Source organism: Oleiphilus sp. HI0079 (genome assembly GCF_001635105.1).
The window spans coordinates 1-20,069 of sequence record NZ_LWFT01000750.1 but is presented as its reverse complement, the minus strand read 5'-3'; the positions used below and the strand labels follow the sequence as shown (position 1 = coordinate 20,069).

General features: G+C 47.4%; 19 protein-coding genes. 10 read left to right on the top strand and 9 right to left on the bottom strand.

Features of this window, described 5'->3' with window-relative positions; translation table 11 throughout:
- Positions 1-30 precede the first annotated feature (30 nt).
- The 5 genes from A3750_RS14010 to A3750_RS13990 all read right to left on the bottom strand — a co-directional run bounded on the left by A3750_RS14010 (position 31) and on the right by A3750_RS13990 (position 4,705).
- Positions 31-1,560, bottom strand: a complete 1,530-nt coding sequence (locus tag A3750_RS14010) for an Rne/Rng family ribonuclease (RefSeq protein ID WP_068466064.1) — start codon at positions 1,558-1,560, stop codon at positions 31-33.
- A 27-nt stretch (positions 1,561-1,587) separates the two neighbouring features.
- Positions 1,588-2,217 carry a nucleoside triphosphate pyrophosphatase gene (locus tag A3750_RS14005; protein ID WP_068454327.1) on the bottom strand — a complete coding sequence of 210 codons (630 nt, stop codon included), beginning with the start codon at positions 2,215-2,217 and terminating at the stop codon, positions 1,588-1,590.
- A 4-nt stretch (positions 2,218-2,221) separates the two neighbouring features.
- A complete protein-coding gene (gene mreD, locus A3750_RS14000) occupies positions 2,222-2,701 on the bottom strand; it encodes a rod shape-determining protein MreD (RefSeq protein ID WP_068454325.1) in 480 nt (159 codons plus the stop codon).
- On the bottom strand, positions 2,698-3,579 hold the full coding sequence (mreC, locus tag A3750_RS13995; RefSeq protein ID WP_082863125.1) for a rod shape-determining protein MreC: 882 nt from the start codon (positions 3,577-3,579) through the stop codon (positions 2,698-2,700). The genes mreD and mreC overlap by 4 nt, the downstream gene beginning before the upstream one ends.
- 88 nt (positions 3,580-3,667) lie before the next feature.
- Positions 3,668-4,705, bottom strand: a complete 1,038-nt coding sequence (locus A3750_RS13990; protein ID WP_068454319.1) for a rod shape-determining protein — start codon at positions 4,703-4,705, stop codon at positions 3,668-3,670.
- Between the two features lie 335 nt (positions 4,706-5,040).
- Between A3750_RS13990 and gatC the strand changes: the two genes are divergently transcribed.
- From gatC to A3750_RS13965, 5 genes are all read left to right on the top strand, one after another.
- Entirely contained in the window at positions 5,041-5,328 is a 288-nt protein-coding gene (gene gatC, locus A3750_RS13985; RefSeq protein WP_068454316.1) for an Asp-tRNA(Asn)/Glu-tRNA(Gln) amidotransferase subunit GatC, read from the top strand.
- A gap of 53 nt (positions 5,329-5,381) precedes the next feature.
- Positions 5,382-6,857: an Asp-tRNA(Asn)/Glu-tRNA(Gln) amidotransferase subunit GatA gene (gene gatA / locus A3750_RS13980; protein WP_068454313.1), complete on the top strand. Its 1,476-nt coding sequence runs from the start codon at positions 5,382-5,384 to the stop codon at positions 6,855-6,857.
- A gap of 18 nt (positions 6,858-6,875) precedes the next feature.
- Complete coding sequence (gene gatB / locus A3750_RS13975) at positions 6,876-8,324, top strand: Asp-tRNA(Asn)/Glu-tRNA(Gln) amidotransferase subunit GatB (RefSeq protein ID WP_068466063.1); 1,449 nt, start codon at positions 6,876-6,878, stop codon at positions 8,322-8,324.
- 328 nt (positions 8,325-8,652) lie between these two features.
- The gene (locus A3750_RS13970) at positions 8,653-8,862 is read left to right on the top strand and encodes a cold-shock protein (RefSeq protein ID WP_068457191.1); all 210 of its coding nucleotides are present in this window, start codon (positions 8,653-8,655) and stop codon (positions 8,860-8,862) included.
- Positions 8,863-8,996: 134 nt separating this feature from the next.
- On the top strand, positions 8,997-9,758 hold the full coding sequence (locus tag A3750_RS13965; RefSeq protein WP_068457195.1) for an amidohydrolase: 762 nt from the start codon (positions 8,997-8,999) through the stop codon (positions 9,756-9,758).
- Positions 9,759-9,856: 98 nt separating this feature from the next.
- Here the strand turns inward: A3750_RS13965 and traF are convergent, their stop codons facing one another.
- Positions 9,857-11,176 carry a conjugal transfer protein TraF gene (gene traF, locus A3750_RS13960; RefSeq protein ID WP_068457198.1) on the bottom strand — a complete coding sequence of 440 codons (1,320 nt, stop codon included), beginning with the start codon at positions 11,174-11,176 and terminating at the stop codon, positions 9,857-9,859.
- A gap of 116 nt (positions 11,177-11,292) precedes the next feature.
- Entirely contained in the window at positions 11,293-12,600 is a 1,308-nt protein-coding gene (locus tag A3750_RS13955) for a YhjD/YihY/BrkB family envelope integrity protein (protein WP_068454554.1), read from the bottom strand.
- Between the two features lie 96 nt (positions 12,601-12,696).
- On the opposite strand from A3750_RS13955, the gene A3750_RS13950 reads away from it, so the two are divergent.
- Entirely contained in the window at positions 12,697-14,523 is a 1,827-nt protein-coding gene (locus A3750_RS13950; RefSeq protein WP_068466062.1) for an ABC transporter ATP-binding protein, read from the top strand.
- Positions 14,524-14,528: 5 nt separating this feature from the next.
- Here A3750_RS13950 and A3750_RS13945 read toward each other — a convergent pair whose 3' ends face one another.
- Both A3750_RS13945 and A3750_RS13940 read right to left on the bottom strand, forming a co-directional pair.
- The gene (locus A3750_RS13945) at positions 14,529-14,960 is read right to left on the bottom strand and encodes a secondary thiamine-phosphate synthase enzyme YjbQ (RefSeq protein ID WP_068453132.1); all 432 of its coding nucleotides are present in this window, start codon (positions 14,958-14,960) and stop codon (positions 14,529-14,531) included.
- 113 nt (positions 14,961-15,073) lie between these two features.
- Positions 15,074-15,847, bottom strand: a complete 774-nt coding sequence (locus A3750_RS13940) for a ferredoxin--NADP reductase (protein WP_068453129.1) — start codon at positions 15,845-15,847, stop codon at positions 15,074-15,076.
- A 113-nt stretch (positions 15,848-15,960) separates the two neighbouring features.
- Between A3750_RS13940 and A3750_RS13935 the strand changes: the two genes are divergently transcribed.
- The 4 genes from A3750_RS13935 to A3750_RS13920 form a co-directional block, all read left to right on the top strand.
- The gene (locus A3750_RS13935; RefSeq protein WP_068453126.1) at positions 15,961-16,848 is read left to right on the top strand and encodes a LysR substrate-binding domain-containing protein; all 888 of its coding nucleotides are present in this window, start codon (positions 15,961-15,963) and stop codon (positions 16,846-16,848) included.
- Positions 16,849-16,929: 81 nt separating this feature from the next.
- Positions 16,930-17,757 carry a patatin-like phospholipase family protein gene (locus A3750_RS13930; protein WP_068453123.1) on the top strand — a complete coding sequence of 276 codons (828 nt, stop codon included), beginning with the start codon at positions 16,930-16,932 and terminating at the stop codon, positions 17,755-17,757.
- Between the two features lie 115 nt (positions 17,758-17,872).
- Positions 17,873-19,741: a hypothetical protein gene (locus A3750_RS13925; protein WP_068453120.1), complete on the top strand. Its 1,869-nt coding sequence runs from the start codon at positions 17,873-17,875 to the stop codon at positions 19,739-19,741.
- Positions 19,738-20,069 (top strand): hypothetical protein (locus A3750_RS13920; protein ID WP_156498587.1); only part of this gene is annotated, 332 nt, incomplete at its 3' end. The genes A3750_RS13925 and A3750_RS13920, both read left to right, overlap by 4 nt.

Below are 20,069 nucleotides of genomic sequence, written 5' to 3'. Positions count from 1 at the left end.
AGCCTTTCTACAAGCGAAAAAATTCAAGCATCAGAGGAGTACGACGTCGTACTGCCCCTGATTGTACATCAATTCCACCTGAAACTTTATTTGCTTGTCTATGAAAGTTTCGAGATCAGCGACGTTATCAGACTCTTCATCGAGAAGCCGATCAATAACACTTTGAGATGCCATAACCAGATACGCGGACGCATCATACGCCCGGCTAACCCGAAGAATTTCACGCATTATTTCATAACAAACCGTCTCAGCAGTTTTCAGGAATCCCGTCCCCTCACATACTGAACATGGCTCACACAGAGTCTGCCCCAAACTCTCCGTGGTTCGCTTACGCGTCATCTCCACCAATCCAAGCTCAGACACACAACTGATTGTCGTTCGTGCATGGTCGCGCTCAAGCATCTTTTCCAGCATTCTTAATACTTGGCGCTGATGCTCTTCGTCATCCATATCAATAAAATCGAGAATGATGATTCCGCCAAGATTGCGAAGCCGAAGTTGACGACCGATTGTTCTGGCCGCTTCAAGATTGGTTTTAAAGATTGTCTCTTCTAGGTTGCGATGCCCGACAAATCCACCCGTATTTACATCGATGGTTGTCATGGCTTCGGTTTGATCAATGATCAGATAACCACCGGACTTCAGCTGTACCTTTCGACTCAGCGCTTTCTGGATTTCGTCTTCAATACCATAAAGATCAAAAATCGGACGCTCTCCGGGGTAATACTCAAGGCGAGAACTCACATCAATCAGAAAATTCTCAGAAAACTCCTTTACCTTGGCAAAGCTCTCTTTGGAGTCGATACGAATTTTCTCGGTTTGAGGTTTGACCAAATCACGGATAGCGCGCACATGAAGCGGCAACTCTTGATAGATCACCTCCCCCATTTTACTATTTTTGATACGCTGCTCTAGCTTGGTCCACAAACGCATTAGAAACTGAACATCCGCCTCAAACTCGTCTTCGCCCGCACTCTCAGCCGCAGTTCGAATAATAAAGCCCGACCCTGCACTGTGCTTAGCGTGTTCTTCGACAGCATCTCCAGCGTTATCGGAGCTTGTCTTGGCCCTATCTGTAAAAAACTGCTCACGCTGAGTACATTCGGTCACGAGGTTACGAAGACGTTCTCTCTCTGCCTCATCCTCAATACGTTGCGAAATGCCGATATGATGCACCGAAGGCATGTAGACGAGATAACGGCTTGCAACCGAAAGCTGCGTTGTTAGTCGAGCGCCTTTGGTTCCAATTGGGTCTTTGATCACCTGAACGACAAGGGACTGCCCCTCGCGGAGCAACAACGCAATGTCCTGTTGTTGGTCGCCATTATCGGTAGCACCAACGATGTCTGAAACATGGATAAATGCAGCGCGCTCGAGACCAATCTCAACGAAGGCGGCTTCCATTCCTGGCAGCACGCGCACTACCTTGCCCTTGTAGATGTTACCGACAATCCCCAAACAGCTTGAACGCTCAATATAGACTTCTTGCAACATGCCGTTCTCTACGACCGCTACTCTCGTTTCGACAGGCGTTACATTTATCAGTAGTTCTTCGCTCAAAACATCTATTCCTTTTACTGCTCTGAATTATAAAGCCGATGCTACCCCGGCAGACTTTAATGCACTATGCACTTCCATTAGAGGCAGACCAACAACATTGCTATAGCTTCCTTCAATCCGCTCAACGAAAACTGCGCCTAAGCCCTGAATACCATACCCCCCAGCCTTATCCGCAGGCTCTTCAGTATCCCAATACGCCGCGAGCTCTTGCGCACTCAACTCTTTAAAGTGCACGTCGGTTTTGACTACGTCGAGATTTAACCTAGTGACCACGCCGTCACTCAACTCACCGAGTGCAAAGCTGCTTAAAACCGTATGAGAGCTACCCGACATCAAACCCATCATTCGCTGAAAATCAGGAAAGTCGACAGGCTTCGTAAGGATTTCACTACCCTTGATACATATTGTATCCCCAGCGAGCACGATTAGCCTTGCGTTACTCAGTGCCAAACCAGCAATTTCAGTCCGTCCCTTCAACTGATCCATCGCTGCGTCGAGTTTTTCTCGAGCCATGCGCTTTGCATATTCAACTGGCTGTTCATGCAAAGCCACACTTTCATCAATATCAACCGGTAGACGATGGGGCTGATAACCAAGCTGACTAAGCAAATCGAACCGTCTCGGTGATGCAGAAGCGAGTACTAGAACCGTGTTCATCGCGTCATATCCTCAATGCCATACTAGTTCGATCGTAAATCACAACCAGGATCGGCCAGAAGAAACCACTCACCATTGCTTGAACGATTAGTTGCCCTGGATCTTGTCCGCGACTTAAGAGAGAAGTAAAGGAGTTGGAAATTAGCAAGTGGATAAGCACGATAACAAACGCAACGAGAGACTGCTGAAGCAAAGGATAAAGCTTAAAACGTTTATGCATACCAACAGCGAGGTAGGCAACGATGCTCAGTGCCAACGCGTTTACGCCAAGATACACACCGCTAACAACATCTAGCAGCAATCCGATCAAAAAGCCGATTGCGATTCCAACGGAACCAGGAGAGCGCAGCGTCCAAAAGAAAACAGTGAGCACTAGCCATTCAGGCCGCAGTGTCGCCATCATTGTTGGGAGATGAATCAATTCCAACACTAACGAGATAATAAACGTGACCGTGATGGCAAAAATACTTGGCTGATAAATCATTGTTCCGCGCCTTCTGACTTGGTCTGGTCAACGATTGAATCACCCATCGAGGCCTTGAGCCCCTCATCTTTCTGCGGAAAAACAAGAAGCAAAAGGCGGCTTCGATTTAGGTTTGCCTGCGGTTCAATCTTCACCGTTGCAAATGATGCGCTTGGATTGTGTTGGACTTCGGTGACGGTTGCGACAGGATAGCCTGATGGAAAGCGGCCACCAAGACCGGAGCTTACTAACAAATCACCTACCTGAATATCCGCCGTATCCGGCACATTCACCAGCGTCATTTCCGACAAATTACCCAAGCCATAAGCGATGGCTCTAACACCGTTTCGGTTAACCTGCACCGGCACGGCGTGACGATCATCTGAGATTAATAAAACACGACTTTGGAAGTCGCTTACGTCAATGACCTGCCCCATCAAACCATATTCGTCGAGCACTGCTTGGCCGGCATAAACGCCATCCTGCAAACCCTTATTGATCATTATATAGTGTCGACTTGGGTCCGGACTTACGCTAACCAACTCGGTGATCACGACGCCATCATCCAATACCCGAGAAGCCTTAAGCAGCTCGCGCAAGCGATTCAGTTCCGCCGTTGTACTTGCCAGTTTTTGGGATTTGCGCTCAAGAACAAGCACTTTTGACTTCAAAGATTCGAGCTCATCTTCAAGCTCATTGCGGGAAGTGAAGAGAAAGCCAACTCCATTGACGAACTGAGTTGGGATATCACTCATCCACTGAAAGGGAGTAAGCAAGGTGCTTACTCCTCGACGAACCGGATCCAGTTGATCATATCGAACGTCGACTACCATAAGGGCAACGCTCAGAAAAACTGCAAGTATTAGCCGGTAGCCCAAATAAGGGCCTTGTACGAAAATAGTGCTAATCGCTCAGACCCTCGCTTGACTAAATTAGGCAACTTTGAATTGTCAACGCGTTATCCGTAACGCCTCAACAAGATAAAAGTTATTCCACCGCGAAGATGCCATCTGCACCTTTATCAATCAGCTCGAGCGCCTTGCCTCCACCGCGTGCAACACAAGTCAGCGGGTCCTCCGCGACAATAACGGGCAAACCAGTTTCTTCGCTGATCAAGCGATCCAGTCCGCGAAGCAATGAGCCACCACCAGTCAAAACAATGCCACGCTCGGCAATATCTGACGCCAACTCAGGCGGAGATTGCTCTAAAGCACCTTTCACAGCCTGCACGATTGCAGCGAGCGACTCTTGCAGTGCCTCTAGAATTTCCTCACTATTCAATTCGAAGCCTCGTGGAACACCCTCAGCAAGGTTTCGACCACGCACGTCGATAGCACGCACTTCCAACCCTTCGTAAGCACAGCCTATTTCCTGTTTAATGCGCTCTGCTGTCGCGTCGCCAATAAGGCTACCGTAATTACGACGAACGTAAGTCACGATATTTTCATCAAAACGGTCACCGCCGATTTTCACAGAGTCTGCATAAACAATCCCGTTTAGGGAGATGATCGCAATCTCGGTCGTACCGCCACCGATATCCACAACCATCGAACCGCTTGCCTCTTCAACAGGCAAGCCCGCGCCAATCGCTGCGGCCATAGGCTCCTCAATCAAGAATACCTCTCGCGCACCAGCACCAAGGGCCGATTCACGAATCGCCTTCTGTTCTACCTTGGTGGAACGGCTAGGAACACAGATCAATACCCGAGGACTTGGCGTGATAAAACTATTCTCGTGCACCTTATGGATGAAGTGCTGAAGCATCTTCTCTGTTACCACAAAATCCGCGATCACACCGTCCTTCAGAGGACGAATAGCTGTAATGTTGCCTGGCGTCCGACCAAGCATACGCTTGGCTTCCGCACCGACTGCTGCAACGCTTTTTTGAGCACCGGAGTTGCGAATCGCAACAACTGAAGGCTCATCGAGAACAATTCCGCGCTCGCGCACGTAAATAAGAGTATTCGCTGTTCCCAAGTCGATCGAAAGATCGCTTGAAAACATGCCGCGTAATTTCTTGAACATGGAAGGAAATCAACCTGAAGATTTATGAATATAATTATCAGGTAACTTTAACAATGGCGCAGGGTTTGGGCAAGAAACATTCTCAGTAAACGCGCTCACTTACATCAGTTTTTTAGGGCAATCCTCAAACTGCGCCGCAATAGAGTTCAATTTTCAACCAACTCTTTGAGAAAGGCTCAAACCAGTTAGCAATTCTCGGCGAATCGCCGCCGAAAATACCCACACAAATCTGCTTTTTGTTATGATGACGCCGCCTATAACGCTCTACTAAAGAAAAACTTGATCTCGCGCTACAACAACTTGCACGCCGAGACACGAACATTAAGGTTTATACCATGTCGATTACTCCCAATGACATCCAAAAAATCGCCCTGCTCTCGAGACTCAAAGTTGAAGACGAGAAAGTTGAAAAACTCAGTGGCGACGTCAACAACATTTTGGGCTTGGTGGATCAACTTCAACAAGCAGACACCAATGGCGTTGCACCGATGGCACACCCGTTAGATGCAGTACAAACCTTACGCACGGATCAAGTGACCGAAACAAATCAACGCGAAAAGTATCAAAGCGTCGCTCCGGCGACCGAAGACGGACTATTCCTCGTTCCCAAAGTGATTGAGTGAGCATCAACACATCACACTCCTCCATTGCCAGAACGAATAAAGAGTTAGCAACTATGTTTGAAAAATCGATAAAGGAGCTCGCGCAAGGACTCCGCAACAATGAATTCACTAGTGTCGAGCTTACCCAAGCTTACCTAGATCGTATTGAAAAGCTTGACGGTAAAATTAATAGCTATATCACCGTCGCAAAAGAGCAAGCGCTGGCCGATGCGGCAGAAGCCGATAAGAAGATCGCCAGTGGTGACCAGAACATCTGGACCGGCATTCCTTTCGCCCATAAAGATATTTTCTGCACCGACGGCACATTGACCACATGCGGGTCAAAAATGCTGCATAATTTTGTCCCCCCTTACAATGCGACCGTCGCTCAGAAACTGATCGATGCTGGCGCCATCTGTCTCGGCAAGACCAACATGGACGAGTTCGCGATGGGGTCGACCAACGAGAGCAGCTTCTACGGAAAGGTTCTCAACCCATGGAGCGATACAAAAGAGCTCGTCCCCGGAGGCTCTTCAGGCGGCTCTGCTGCTGCCGTCGCCGCTCGACTTGCTCCGGTTGCAACAGGCACAGACACCGGGGGATCGATCCGTCAGCCAGCAGCATTCTGCGGCCTGACAGGCTTAAAGCCGACCTACGGCAGAGTCTCGCGATATGGAATGATCGCCTTCGCCTCAAGCCTTGATCAAGGCGGACCTATGGCAAAAAGCGCTGAAGACTGCGCAGCCTTGTTACAAATTATGGCCGGACACGACGCGAAAGACTCAACCAGCATCGACCAGGACGTCCCTAACTATCTCGACGAGCTGACAGGCAATATTACCGGCCTAAAAATTGGCCTACCGAAAGAATACTTTAATGAGCATTTAAGCGACGATATCAACCAAGTTCTGCAAGAAGCCATCAAAGTTCTAAAAGAAAAAGGTGTTGAATTTAAAGAGATCAGCTTGCCAAACAGCAAACTTGGCGTGCCCGCTTATTACGTCATCGCACCGGCCGAGGCATCAGCAAATCTAAGTCGATTTGACGGCGTCCGTTATGGCTATCGCTGTGAAGATCCTAAGGATCTCATGGATATGTACCTCCGCAGTCGTTCAGAAGGTTTTGGTGAAGAAGTAAAGCGCCGCATCCTGGTCGGCACCTACGCACTTTCGGCAGGCTACTACGATGCTTACTATAACAAGGCAATGCAGGTACGCCGCCTAATCAAGAATGATTTTGAAAACGCATTCAAAGAGGTCGACTTCATCCTCGGGCCAACAACGCCATCCCCTGCCTTTGGATTTGACGAGAAAGGAGATGACCCCGTGCAAATGTATCTCGAAGATGTTTATACCATCACGGCAAATCTTGCAGGCATTCCTGCAATGTCATTACCTGTCGCTCCGGTTAACGGCTTGCCTTGCGGCCTTCAGTTGCTTGGTAATTACTTCGACGAAGCGCGCATGCTTAACCTTGCTTATGCATTCCAACAGGAAACGGAATGGCACAAGCTTCGTCCTGAAAACTCACTGACCGAGCTAAGCGCGTAACAAGCCAAGGAGACTACTATGCAATGGGAAACCGTCATCGGGCTTGAAGTACACGTTCAGCTCGCAACCAAATCAAAAATCTTTTCAGGCTCATCCACCGCATTTGGTGCCGAGCCAAACACACAGGCTAGCGCCGTAGATCTAGCCCTGCCTGGTACACTTCCTGTGCCGAATGAACAGGCCTTTCGATACGCCACCATGTTTGGCCTAGCGATTGATGCCGAGATATGCAAAAGAAGCGTTTTCGAGCGCAAAAACTATTTTTATCCTGATCTACCAAAGGGCTACCAGACAACGCAACTAGACGCGCCAATAGTGGGCCCAGGCGTGGTTGAGATTACATTAAAAGACGGCACGAAGAAGAATATCCGTATCCATCACGCACACCTTGAAGAAGATGCAGGCAAGTCACTACATGAAGACTATCATGGCATGTCGGGCATAGACCTTAATCGGGCCGGGACTCCGCTAATCGAGATTGTCAGCGAACCGGATATGCGCAATGCCGAAGAAGCAGTAGCACTTGCAAAGGCGCTGCACAGTATCGTCACATCACTCGGAATTTGCGATGGCGAAATGTCACAAGGCTCCATGCGCTTCGACGTCAACATCTCTGTTCGCCCCAAAGGCCAAGAAGAACTTGGCACCCGCACAGAAACCAAGAACCTCAATTCTTTCCGTTTTATGGAGCAAGCCATTGCGCTTGAAGTAGAGCGGCAAATTGACGTCTTGGAAGATGGCGGTGAAATCGTTCAGGAAACGCGACTTTATGATGGAGATAAGCACGTTGCGCGATCCATGCGAAGCAAGGAAGAAGCAAATGATTACCGCTACTTCCCTTGCCCTGACTTATTGCCTGTTGTACTCACTGATGACTATATCGAGGAAGTTCGCACGCAAATGCCAGAACTCCCAGCCGCGCGCAAAGAACGCTTTATGTCTGATTTCGGTCTAAATGAATACGATGCCGGCATGCTCTCCTCCGATGCTAACCTTGCGGCTGTGTTTGAGACTAGCGCCAAAATCTCTGGCGATGCCAAGTTGTCTGCAAATTGGGTAATGGGTGAATTTAGCGCCAGACTCAACGCAGAAGAGCTTAGCGCTGCACAAACACCGCTTACGGGAGAAGCCCTAGGGCAGTTAGTTTTGCGCATAAAAGACAATACAGTGTCGTCTTCTGGAGCGAAGAAAGTCTTTGAGAAGCTTTGGACTAAAGAAGCGACAGATGTCGATCAGATCATAGACGCCGAAGGACTCAAACAAGTGTCGGATACCGGCGCACTCGAAGCAATGGTGGATGAAGTACTTGCAGGTATGACAGATCAAATTGAGCAATACAAAGCGGCGGATGACAAAAAGCGCAAAAAGCTCATGGGTGGCTTTATGGGACCACTAATGAAAGCATCCAAAGGGCAAGGTAATCCAAAACTCTTCAACGAGATCCTTCAAAAGAAACTAAACAGTTAGCTTTGGATCCCCATCCACTCTGCATTTGGGTTTACGCCCCCTTATGCAGAGTGGCTAATCTCGCTTGCCCCCTCTTTAGCTAAAACCCCGAACAATGCACACCAAATTATCGAACGGCACTGCAATAAAAATATACAAAGTTTTGTTCGACTTTCACTCAATAAGTCTATAAAGTTCGCCGCAGCTAGTAAGAAACACCGTGTATTTACATCCTACATTTCGTTGTCTATTCGTATTCTCCGTCCTGCAGTTGTTACGCCCAGTTTGTTTTTTTTCCAGCACATTTGCCCATACAGGCGTTTTAATTGATTTTTACAGGTATATAGATATGTCTAACACAGTTACTGGTACAGTTAAGTGGTTCAACGAAACTAAAGGTTTTGGTTTCATCGCTCAAGAAAATGGCCCAGACGTTTTTGCACACTTCCGTGCGATCACTGGTTCAGGTTTCAAAACGTTGACTGAAGGTCAAACGGTTGAGTTTGAAGTAACTCAAGGCCAGAAAGGTCCACAAGCTGAGAACATCGTAGTACGTTAATTTAACGTTCTATGTTCAGTTTAGAAAAAGGCGAACTTTATGTTCGCCTTTTTTGTGCCCTGCCTTTCCGCATGATATTACTAATAGAAAGAAAACTGCTATAACTTAGTCGTTCTCCTTTCAAGAGCGGCAGCATGACTCAATCACCTCCCATATTCGACAGCCACTTACACATAATTGACCCTCGCTTTCCACTTTTTGAGAATCAAGGCTATATACCCGCCCCATTTAGCGTTGAGAACTACCTTCACGCCACATCGAATTATGAACTTCTTGGGGGCACGGTAGTATCTGGCTCATTCCAAAAACAAGACCAAAGCTATTTACTGGATGCACTCGAGAAACTCGGCAAGCGCTTTGTGGGCGTGACGCAATTACTCCACACTTGCTCCGATGAAGATGTTGCTCTTCTTAACGAAGCCGGGGTAAGAGCCGTTAGATTCAACCTCAAACGAGGAGGCTCGGAAGGAATAAAACAGTTAAAGAACTTCGCTCTAAGACTGCATGATCTTGCCGAATGGCACGTAGAACTGTACGTCGATTCGACGGAATTGGAAGGACTCAGCCCTACTCTCCTTTCTCTCCCCAAAGTAAGCATTGACCATCTTGGCTTGAGCAAAGTGGGGATTAAATCCCTACTTAAATGTGCAGAAAAAGGCGTATATATCAAAGCCACAGGCTTCGGCCGCATTGACTTTAAGCCCGCTTCCGTCATTCAAGACCTGTACAAAGCCAACCCTCATTGCTTGATGTTCGGAACGGACTTACCATCAACACGAGCTCCACGAGCATTTCAACACAACGACATTCAGCTAATTGTCGACAACCTAGATGCAGAGGCCGCTGAACGCGTGCTTTGGAAGAATGCTCTCACACTTTATAAACCTGCGATCTAATCAACAACACCTAAAAACAGCACAGAATATGGAGTACCTCCAGACTCTGTAATGACAACGTTTAGGTGAACGAAGCGCCAAAGTAAACAGACATTTGTTTAAAACGTGACACCAAGCTGCGTACCAACACCCACATTGTTAGCATCCGAGTCACTAAGTGCTGCAAGCTCAAAGGTGACACCTACTACTTGCACACCAAAACCAGCAGTAAACAAAGCCCCCTCACTCTCAGCGATGTTGTATCTCATGCCTCCGCGAACCTGAAACACCTCAAACAGATCATACTCCGCACCTACACCCCAGTATTGAGTATCACCCTCTCCAAAAAACTCTTCCGTTTTTGTCAGTTGCAGATCGGTGGCTACTTCATATGAGTCCCCCCGATACGACACCCCTGCGGTCACCGTAGGTTTGATTTTAATTTGAATACCCTCAGGAATTGGAGTGTTAGATGGCAGGTTGACCCGATCAAAGTCGGGCTTGGTGGTTATTTCCATTGGCAACAAATTGATGACTGAAAGACCAACCAGCACACGCTCACGCGCATCAACGAAAGAGGCAACACCTAAATCGAGATTGAATTTTGACTCACTTACTTTGGTATCACTCAGGTCGTCACCTTCAAAATTACCGGTACTCGTTATGTAGTCGTAGGCGCGCAAATCAACAATTTTTGGCGACAAGCCCAACGCATAATCATGTCCATCTAAGCGAAAGTTACGAGACATCGCGACACCAACTTCTGAATAGGCCGACCCAACTGCACGCACCGTAGACTCCAATTGATCCGCGTCGTTCGTCAAATCATAGAAGTTGTAGACGTCATTAATGCTACTAACGGTTGTCGTTCTCAAAAGATCTTCGAGATCCGTCAAAGTCTGCCCATCTTTATAACTAATCTGGCCAGCCACTCTTGCAGAGCCAGAGACAAAAAGTCCTGCACCAAAACTCTGACTTGGCAGCATTGCAGAAAACCCTAAACCCATATCAACCCGCGCTTGATCCTGATCAATGCTCGCTAGCTTATTGTTTAGTGCTTGCGTCTTATCGGCTAAGTCCGCCTGTGCCGCTGCCTGTCCTGCGCCACCAATATTCGCTTCGAGAGTATCGATTGCGGTCTCAAACGGCGTAATGAAATCATCCTCAAAATCATCAACAACATCGCGTAACTCATCTTCGTCGTTCGCGATAACATTCACCGATGGTAAAACCATGCCAAACCCATTACGTTTTTCAGGCTGTTTTACAGCAAGCAGCGCTGGGTTAAAGAATCCTGAGGCAGCCGGCCGCGCGGCGGTCACTCCAACTCCGCCCATCGCAAGGGAGCGCGCATCTGAAAATGTTGGTGCTCCGGCAAAGGCCGGCGCCGATGAAACAGCCGAAAAGGCAAGTGCGATTGGTAGAACCTTACGTCCCATACTTACTCCGTTCATTCGATGTATTTATTATTCGATGTATTTATTGTTAGTAGGCTCGGCGACCGGGAAGGCACACATCCATAAAACGTATCGTAACAGATACTCACTCGCAGAATTTACGTGGATATTAAATCCCTCAAGGTTTTCTCAGAATACTGCGTCTCAATAAATTGATTCAGATCTTTAGCTATCGTACGTACACCCTCAGGAATATCGGCCAAGTGGCGCGAGTGCTTTTGTCGAGCCAAACTCAAAATATCGGCGACGCTGATAAGATCACTAGACCGCGCGAGTACAAAACAGTCGCCGTCTTTTCCAGCATCGATGATCAGCTTCCCCTTAAGCAAGGTCTCAACCACTTCCCTTACTAAAACGCCCGGCACTCCACGAATCGATTCCAATGCGTCTTGCTTTATAGGAGAGCTTCTTCGCTCTTGCGCATCTGCCACATCAATCATGACACGCAACGCTAACTGCTCTATTTCAACTGGAGAACCTTTCACATTCAGAACGCGCGTTATGTAGTTATCGTTCTGAAGATAAAAGGCAATGCTTGAACCAAGCAGCAATATTAGCCAACTCGCGTAAAGCCATAATAGCGCAACAATACCTACCGCAAAGCCGGAATAAATCACATCATAACGCGCCGAACTTACAACAAACGCAGTAAACGCCTGCCCGGCAATCTGCCAAATAATGCCTGCGACGATCGCACCAACAAACGCATTCGATGCCCTTACTCTAGTGTTAGGCACCAACACATAGAAAAAAGCAAAGGCCGTAATCAAGACAATACTTGGCATTAAATCTGTCGCAATTGTGAAGAAAACACCAAAAGGCTCAACAAGCGACAACTGCTTAATTAGAGCGCTTTCAAACAAACCACTGGTGAGCGATATTGCGGCCACCACCAGAATCGGTCCGACAAAAATCATGCTTAAATAGTTACTAAGCCTACGACTAATTGAGCGCGTATTTGCGACAAACCAAATTCGATTAAACGCAAACTCGATTTTCTGTACCAGAGATAGCACGGTGTAGAGCAACAACAACAAGCCAACAGCCCCTAGCACACCAACCTTTACATTATCTACGAACTGCATAATCGCCTGATGAATCTCCTGCCCTTTTTCTCCCATGGGCAACAAAAAGTGCTCAATCATCGGCAAAAATCTGTTTTGCACATTGAAATAACGTAGCAAAGAAAAGCTCAGTGCAAGCAGGGGAACAATCGACAGAATGCTGGTAAACACTAGGCTCATCGCGTGTAACGTGAGGCTACCCTGAGTAAGATCCCGCACAATCGCGTAACTAATACGCGAGACCCGATGTGCAACCCTCTCTAAGCCGCTCTGATTTTCGCGGCACGGCTGCATTAACCATTCGAAAAGTTCTTTTTGTTTTAACTGAATCCGGTCGAACACAGCAATCAATCTCCTTTGATCTTTAAGTGAGTATAGTTGAACAAAGGTTTATACTGCACGCGTGTTTACACTATAGATATCTCGACCAAGGTATACATGTTTCGTTTTTTCGAAAAACTCGTTAATCCATTTCCACCAGAGCCTCCAGAAACAGCCCCATCAACGCTGGCGGCATTTTGTATCCACTATACGCGAGGCGTTATTCCACATCTTCTCGTCATGGCGGGACTGACCGCATGTATCGCGGTGATGGAAGTCAGCTTATTTCGTTTTCTGGGCGAGTTAGTGGATCTTCTAACCGCAAATACGCCTGAAACTCTCTGGCAGAATCACTCGAACACCCTGATAAGTTACGCGTTAATTGTGCTTGTGATTCTTCCGTTTGCCGTTCTGCTGCACTCAAGCATCATTCATCAAGCCTTGTTAGGGAACTATCCGATGCGGATACGCTGGAATAGCCATCGCTACCTACTAGGCCAGAGCCTTAGCTTTTTTCAGGATGAATTTGCAGGCCGCATCGCGACAAAAGTAATGCAAACGGCTTTATCAGTGCGTGAAGCCGTGATGAAGCTACTCGACGTTTTGCTTTACGTCTCGGTTTATTTTATCGGCATGGTCAGTGTATTGGGGCTTTCAGATCCAACCCTTTGCATACCGCTCATCCTTTGGTTCCTGGGGTATCTCGGGGCGCTGCGAGCGTTCATACCTCAACTAAGAGAGATTTCAACACAACAAGCCGATGCGCGCTCAGCGATGACAGGCAGTGTGGTTGATACCTATACGAACATCTCGACTGTAAAGCTGTTCAGCCATGCTCAGCGAGAAGCAGACTATGCAAAGAGCGCAATGGATGATTTCCTGCAAACGGTTCACCCTCAAATGCGCCTGGTCACCAAGCTCAATGTAAGTGTCTGGTTTCTGAACTCGCTGCTGCTATTCTCGATTTCAACCTTATCGATATATCTTTGGTCCAATGATGCTGTTAGCACTGGGGCAATTGCGGTGGCAATCGGCCTAGCGCTTCGGTTGAACGGAATGTCGCAATGGATCATGTGGGAGGTATCAAACCTATTTGAAAATATTGGATCAGTTCAGGATGGCATGAACACCATTGCTCAACCCAAAGTCATTCAAGATAAAAAGCACTCCAAACCACTCGACATAAGACACGGCGCCATCGAATTTAACCATGTTGATTTCGAATACACGCTAGGAGAACAGGTTCTCAAAGATCTATCGCTAAACATTAAAGCAGGCGAGAAGATCGGTTTAGTTGGTCGTTCCGGTGCTGGAAAATCCACACTGGTCAACTTACTTCTGCGCTTCCATGATCTAAACCGAGGAAGCATCCGCATAGATGGGCAGGACGTTAACCAAGTCAAACAGGAAAGCTTGCGAGCACAAATAGGCGTGGTAACGCAGGACACCTCCCTACTCCATCGATCCGTGTTCGAAAATATCACCTATGGTCGCCCTGACGCCACGATTGAAGAAGTGATTGAAGCCGCTAAAAAAGCGGAAGCGCATACGTTTATTCAGGGGCTCAGTGATGCCAAGGGACGCACAGGCTATGAAGCTCACGTTGGCGAGCGTGGCGTTAAGCTCAGCGGTGGACAGAGGCAACGAATCGCAATTGCGAGAGTGTTACTGAAGGACGCTCCTATTCTCGTGCTAGACGAAGCAACCTCCGCACTCGACTCGGAAGTCGAGGCCGCCATTCAAGAGAGCCTGTATAACCTGATGGAAGGCAAGACAGTCATTGCTATTGCGCATCGTCTCTCGACCATCGCAGCAATGGATAGGCTAATTGTGATTGATGAGGGCCGTATTATCGAACAAGGCTCTCATCGACAACTTGTTGAGCATCAAGGTATCTACGCGCAGTTATGGCAGCGTCAGTCCGGTGGCTTTATTGGCGAATAAGGTTGTTAACGTTCTCCGTGCAACGTCGCAATAATATTGCGACGTCCACCTTGAATTCGATGTTCCCCTAAGTAAATTCCTTGCCAAGTACCCAAATTGAGCCGCCCATCATAAACGGGAATAGCAAGTGCGCTGCCGATCAGAACAGATTTGATGTGCGCTGGCATATCATCAACCCCTTCATAATCGTGCTCGTAATCCATATCTCCAGCGCCAACATCAGGTACGCGTTTTAAGAAAAACCGCTCCATGTCACGTCTAACACTAGGGTCCGCATTCTCGTTTATGCACAATGAAGCGGATGAATGCTGAATGAACAAATGGAGCAGCCCAACACGAACCTCACCGAGCTCAACAAGCTCTCGAAGAATTTCCTCTGTCACCAAATGAAAGCCGCGCTTTTTTTCCTTGAGGGAAACCGTCTTCTGTAACCACATAGATCCATCCAATATGTTGACAGTGCAGGCTTTAAGATACGAAGAATGGTTCACTGATGCAAAATGAAAAAGGCCTCACAAGGAGACCTTTCAATGATATTCCGCTTTACTTGTTAGCTTTCAACGAAAGCCCGCTCAATGACATAGTGTCCGAGATTGCCTTGTTTCGCCTCTTCGAAACCCATGCCATCAAGAATCTCACAGGTTTCTTTTAGCATGCTTGGGCTACCACAAATCATAAAACGATCATGTTCTGTGCTCAGCTCTGGTAAACCAATATCAGTGGTCAGCTTGCCATTTCGCATTGCGTCCGTAATTCTCCCCTGTGTCTTGAAGTCATCCCGAGTGACTGTCGGGTAATAGATCAGTTTCTCGCGGACCTCTTCTCCAAAGAACTCGTTGTTTGGCAGCTCATTCAAGATTTCTTGCTGATAAGCAAGCTCTGAAACATAGCGCGTGCCATGCGTAAGAATGACTTTGTCATAGTTTTCATAAGTCTCCGGGTCCCGGATAATACTCATAAAAGGCGCCAAGCCGGTTCCGGTGCTAATCAAGTAAAGGTTTCGCCCTGGAAGTAGATTGTCGACGATTAATGTCCCCGTCGGTTTTTTACTGAGGAGTATTTGATCACCAGCCTGAATTTTCTGAAGTTTTGACGTCAAAGGACCATCTGCCACTTTTATGCTGAAGAACTCTAGCTCTTCCTCATAGTTCGCGCTTGCGATGCTATAGGCGCGCATCAGTGGACGCCCCTCATGCTCGAGCCCAATCATAATGAAGTGGCCATTTTTAAAGCGAAATGACGGGTCGCGACTCGTTTTAAAGCTGAAAAGCTTATCGTTCCAATGCGTTACGCTGGTAACAGTCTCAGTCATAAAACCGGCCATAAAGTTCTCCAAATAATTCAATCTAGTTTCTTAACAAGTTGCGTTGCATTCTAATTACGCATAATCTATCTGTAAATCAGGATATTCAAATACAACTATTCGGTTTTTCCGATATGCGATTTACACTTAAACAGTTAGAAGTATTTCTAGCCGTAGCACGCGAAGAAAACGTGAGCGCAGCCGCGGATCGACTTTCCATGTCGCAATCAGCCGTCAGCGAAGCGCTCAAGAATTTAGAGAGTCAATTTGATATTGTGCTCTTTGACCGACTAGGGCGATCTCTAAAGCTCAATGCTCTGGGACGCGCTATGCAGCAAGAAACAAGTAATCTCATAGAACGCGCTCAGGTTCTCGAGAGGTCTTTCAGCCAACATACTGCAGACGTTGGGTTGAATCTGGGTGCGACACTTAGCATCGGAAATTATCTAGCCGTTCGAATGATCTCGCAGTTCAAATCCTCACACCTGGACGCTAAGGTCAATTTAAAAGTCGCGAACACAACAGAGATTGCTGAACGCGTCTTAAGTTTCGAGTTAGATATTGGCCTAATTGAAGGGGAAATCAATCATAGCGAGTTAGTTGTAGAGCAATGGTTACCGGATGAACTCGTTGTTTTCTGCTCGCCATCTCATCCATATGCATCACTGAAAACAGTCTCCGACAAAAAACTCAAGGAGGCGCATTGGGTGCTTCGAGAAAGCGGTTCAGGTACACGTCAGGCATTTGATCACGCAATGCATGGCTTATTGAGCGACCTGCATATTGAACTAGAACTTGAGCATACTGAAGCGATCAAACGCGCTGTTGAGTACAACGTAGGTATAGGCTGTCTCTCAAGAATCACCCTCAATGATGCATTCAGCCGAGGAGCATTGATTCCGTTGTCGACGCCACACAGGAACTTCAAACGCTCCTTGTATTTGATTCACCATCGTGACAAATTCATCAACAATACAATGTCAGACTGGCTCTCACTGTGCAGGTCGAGCATGAACGAGTAAGCAACAGCACAGCTTAGACCTATAACGATGAAGATAAGCTCTTCAACTAACTGACCAAAACACTCCTATATAGAGGCTTTAATGTACGACAGTCTTGTATTCGCCGGCGGCGGCAATCGCTGCTTTTGGCAAGCGGGGTTCTGGGAGGAATTCACCAGAAACGTAGAAGTGCAACCTGCAAGCATCGCTTCAGTTAGTGCAGGTTCAGCGATATCTTGCGCCATCTTCGCGAATAGAATCAAAGAAACATTAGAAGCAACGATGGAAGTACAAAGCACTAATCTCAAGAACCGATACTGGTCGAGAGCGCTGCAAGGTAAAAATGTCCATCCACACTCAGACCTTTATCGCCAAATCATTCATAAAGCGCTCGATGAGCAAAGTCTACAGACCCTTAAAGAAGGTCCGGCTAACAGAATACTCCTGGCAGAGATTCCCGGCTGGCTGGGAGCTCGATCTGCCGTGTTAGTTGGAATGCTCGCGTACCAACTCGAAAAGAAACTGCGGCATCCCGTTCACCCTTCCTGGGGGCGAAAAATCGGATTTCGCTCTCGCTTTGTTACCGCTAATAGCTGCAATACGGTGGATGAACTAGCCGACCTAATCCTTAGTTCGTCATGCACACCTCCCTTCACACCAATCATGCGGCACCAAGGCGATGTCGTTCTCGACGGAGGAATGGTCGATAATGTTCCGATACATGGCGTCGACACATCCAATAGCAAAACTTTGGTAATGCTATCGCGGCCATATGCATCCCTACCTAAAACCCCTAATGTTCATTACGTGGCTCCGAGTAAAAAACCACCAATAGAAAGTTGGGACTACACATCTCCAGACCGGGTTTTAGAAACATATCAGCAAGGTAAGTCGGACGCGAAGCTGCACTTAAGGGCAATGGCGCTATAAGGCCACACTTCGAGTGTGATCGCTATCCCAATCATTTCGGTTTGATTTCGTTTCAAAATGTAAGGTCGATATACTGTCGGGGTTAGGTCAACCAATTCCAAGGAAAGTTGTGTTCATGGGTTTTACTTTATTGAGAAAGGCCGCCACGCTCGCCCCCCTCTTCGCCACCATTGCTCTATCCAGCGCATGCAGTGAATCTCTGCAGGAGCAAAGCGAAGAAGCCGAGGTTAAAAGCATTAACATCTTCTTTTCTAAAGAAGATGAAGCAGGAGCCCCAACAGGTAAAGCTTACTCCTACAGCCCTGATAACGGGCGCGTCATCGAAATCGCCACGATCAACGACACAAAGGACTCAGTTGCTGTTCTAGATACTGACGAAGAGGCTCCAGGCTACGAATTCGCAGCCTTTGCTGATGGAAGAACCCTCAAGCTAATTGACTATTCAAAGACTGCGACGAGACGCATATACGAGCTCGAAACCTATGCCACCGATATATGCGGTGTTTATCCAGTCAAACGACCTGCCTACACCGTCTTTGATTCTGACAGCGACTACTACCTTAGCACCGTCGACGACACCGCGATAAACGTGGCGCTCAAAGTTGGCAGTACCTGTGATCGCACCACTGACACTTATCGTCAGATCAGTTTCAATATTCCGGGCTTTCCACTCATCGCCGATACACGCGCAGTTAGCACTTCCGATGTTTTCGGAGGGTACCTTTTTGAACCCCTTTTTCGTACTACCGATGATGACGGCAACCAAGTGGAAGGTAGAAGTATCTGGGTGAGCCACAATAGAGAAACGGAGTCCCTATCTGCACGCACCTACAATGGTCCAACGCTATTTGAAATACCTTTCAAATATAAATCGAGCAATAAACCTTCTAGCGCTCCCGAGACAAGCCCTCCCGTCATATTCCAGGCGAATGACAACAGGGTGCTGATTCAAAAGAACAACATTACCTACGACAACAGCCAAGTACTAACAGCCAGTACTATTGAGCTCTACGAATTAAGCTTAAGCCGACTTCAGCAACTACTCGGCTCTAGCGATATAGTTTCGCCAGACAATGTTATTGAAGCTTACTTTGCCATAGCGAGCGCTCAAATCGATTCAACGGAACAGGCTTCACCAGCCAAGCACACAATAAACGGCTCATACATTGTTCTAGAAGCAGACAATAATCTTTATCGGTATCGCTTCGACTCCAACGTAGTCGAAGAGATTTATACAGCCGAAACAGGCTTACAGGAATTGACATTCTCACTGCTCTCTTCTGGTGACGCGATCATTTCTAAAGCCTTCAATGGCTACGAGACCTTATACGTAGCGTCGATCGATGATGACGTTGGCGATATTGCTGTTATCAATAGTGCAGACGAGATCAGCTTTACGACCGCAAACGGACAGATCTTTATTAATGCACTAAGCCCCAGCAATATTCTAAATCAAGCATTTAGCTCGACGAGCTGGGTAGCTGCGGAGATTCAAATCAACCGAATAGTCAGAGCCGTCAATGACGCAATGCTCATATTCGTCGAACAATACGGACAGAAAGACGAGGTTCTCATTCTCTCCTCGTCAGAATCCGTAACGAATGACGCGCTCATTAGGCCACATTTATCCAAGTATGATGGCAGTTATCCTGATGGTATTTTCAACTTTGAAGAACTCGATGATGACGAGCGAGTCATCGCTAGGACCGAAGCAAGAATCGGTCAAATTGCTGGCAATGTCACCTCCGTTGCGAACAATGTAGAGGGCGCAAACTTCAGCCTAAATCGGTTCTTTGGAGGGTTTCAGGTCACTACAGAAAATGGCACTCAGGGTTACTTTTTCAAACCTAGCCAAACCGAAAGCGAAGAGAACAACCGCGAGCCGTCGCTTGCCTTGCTTAGAAACAAGAGCACAACTGAAGCCATCACGATCAATGCTCAGACCGTCACCGAGACACAAAGCAGCTTAAGCCTCGAACTATGACCAAAATTCGCATTGCCAACTCTCTGTTTGTTTTTGCTGCGCTCCTCGGCTGTGGTGATTCGGACCCTATAGATTCCACTATAACCCCAGAGTACGTCGAACCCATAGAAGCGTATTTGATCGACAATGACACCGTGACGGTGATCGAAGTAACAAACCCGTTTTTGCCATCACCAAGAACGGAAATCAGCACCGAAACGATTCTAGAAAACATAACAAGCCTAGCTGCGATTGATCGTGATCTCTCAGGTGATCGAGATGACGAACGCTTCCCTAATGATCGTGGGCTTACCTATGAATTTTTTGCTTACCTTAGTTCTGACGCCCC

Bases quoted from the DNA above. Each gene is read 5' to 3' on its own strand.
- A3750_RS14005 (WP_068454327.1), bottom strand. From the start codon at position 2,217: ATGAACACGGTTCTAGTACTCGCTTCTGCATCACCGAGACGGTTCGAT.
- mreD (WP_068454325.1), bottom strand. From the start codon at position 2,701: ATGATTTATCAGCCAAGTATTTTTGCCATCACGGTCACGTTTATTATC.
- A3750_RS13990 (WP_068454319.1), bottom strand. From the start codon at position 4,705: ATGTTCAAGAAATTACGCGGCATGTTTTCAAGCGATCTTTCGATCGAC.
- gatC (WP_068454316.1), top strand. From the start codon at position 5,041: ATGTCGATTACTCCCAATGACATCCAAAAAATCGCCCTGCTCTCGAGA.
- gatA (WP_068454313.1), top strand. From the start codon at position 5,382: ATGTTTGAAAAATCGATAAAGGAGCTCGCGCAAGGACTCCGCAACAAT.
- gatB (WP_068466063.1), top strand. From the start codon at position 6,876: ATGCAATGGGAAACCGTCATCGGGCTTGAAGTACACGTTCAGCTCGCA.
- A3750_RS13970 (WP_068457191.1), top strand. From the start codon at position 8,653: ATGTCTAACACAGTTACTGGTACAGTTAAGTGGTTCAACGAAACTAAA.
- A3750_RS13965 (WP_068457195.1), top strand. From the start codon at position 8,997: ATGACTCAATCACCTCCCATATTCGACAGCCACTTACACATAATTGAC.
- traF (WP_068457198.1), bottom strand. From the start codon at position 11,176: ATGGGACGTAAGGTTCTACCAATCGCACTTGCCTTTTCGGCTGTTTCA.
- A3750_RS13950 (WP_068466062.1), top strand. From the start codon at position 12,697: ATGTTTCGTTTTTTCGAAAAACTCGTTAATCCATTTCCACCAGAGCCT.
- A3750_RS13945 (WP_068453132.1), bottom strand. From the start codon at position 14,960: ATGTGGTTACAGAAGACGGTTTCCCTCAAGGAAAAAAAGCGCGGCTTT.
- A3750_RS13940 (WP_068453129.1), bottom strand. From the start codon at position 15,847: ATGGCCGGTTTTATGACTGAGACTGTTACCAGCGTAACGCATTGGAAC.
- A3750_RS13935 (WP_068453126.1), top strand. From the start codon at position 15,961: ATGCGATTTACACTTAAACAGTTAGAAGTATTTCTAGCCGTAGCACGC.
- A3750_RS13930 (WP_068453123.1), top strand. From the start codon at position 16,930: ATGTACGACAGTCTTGTATTCGCCGGCGGCGGCAATCGCTGCTTTTGG.
- A3750_RS13925 (WP_068453120.1), top strand. From the start codon at position 17,873: ATGGGTTTTACTTTATTGAGAAAGGCCGCCACGCTCGCCCCCCTCTTC.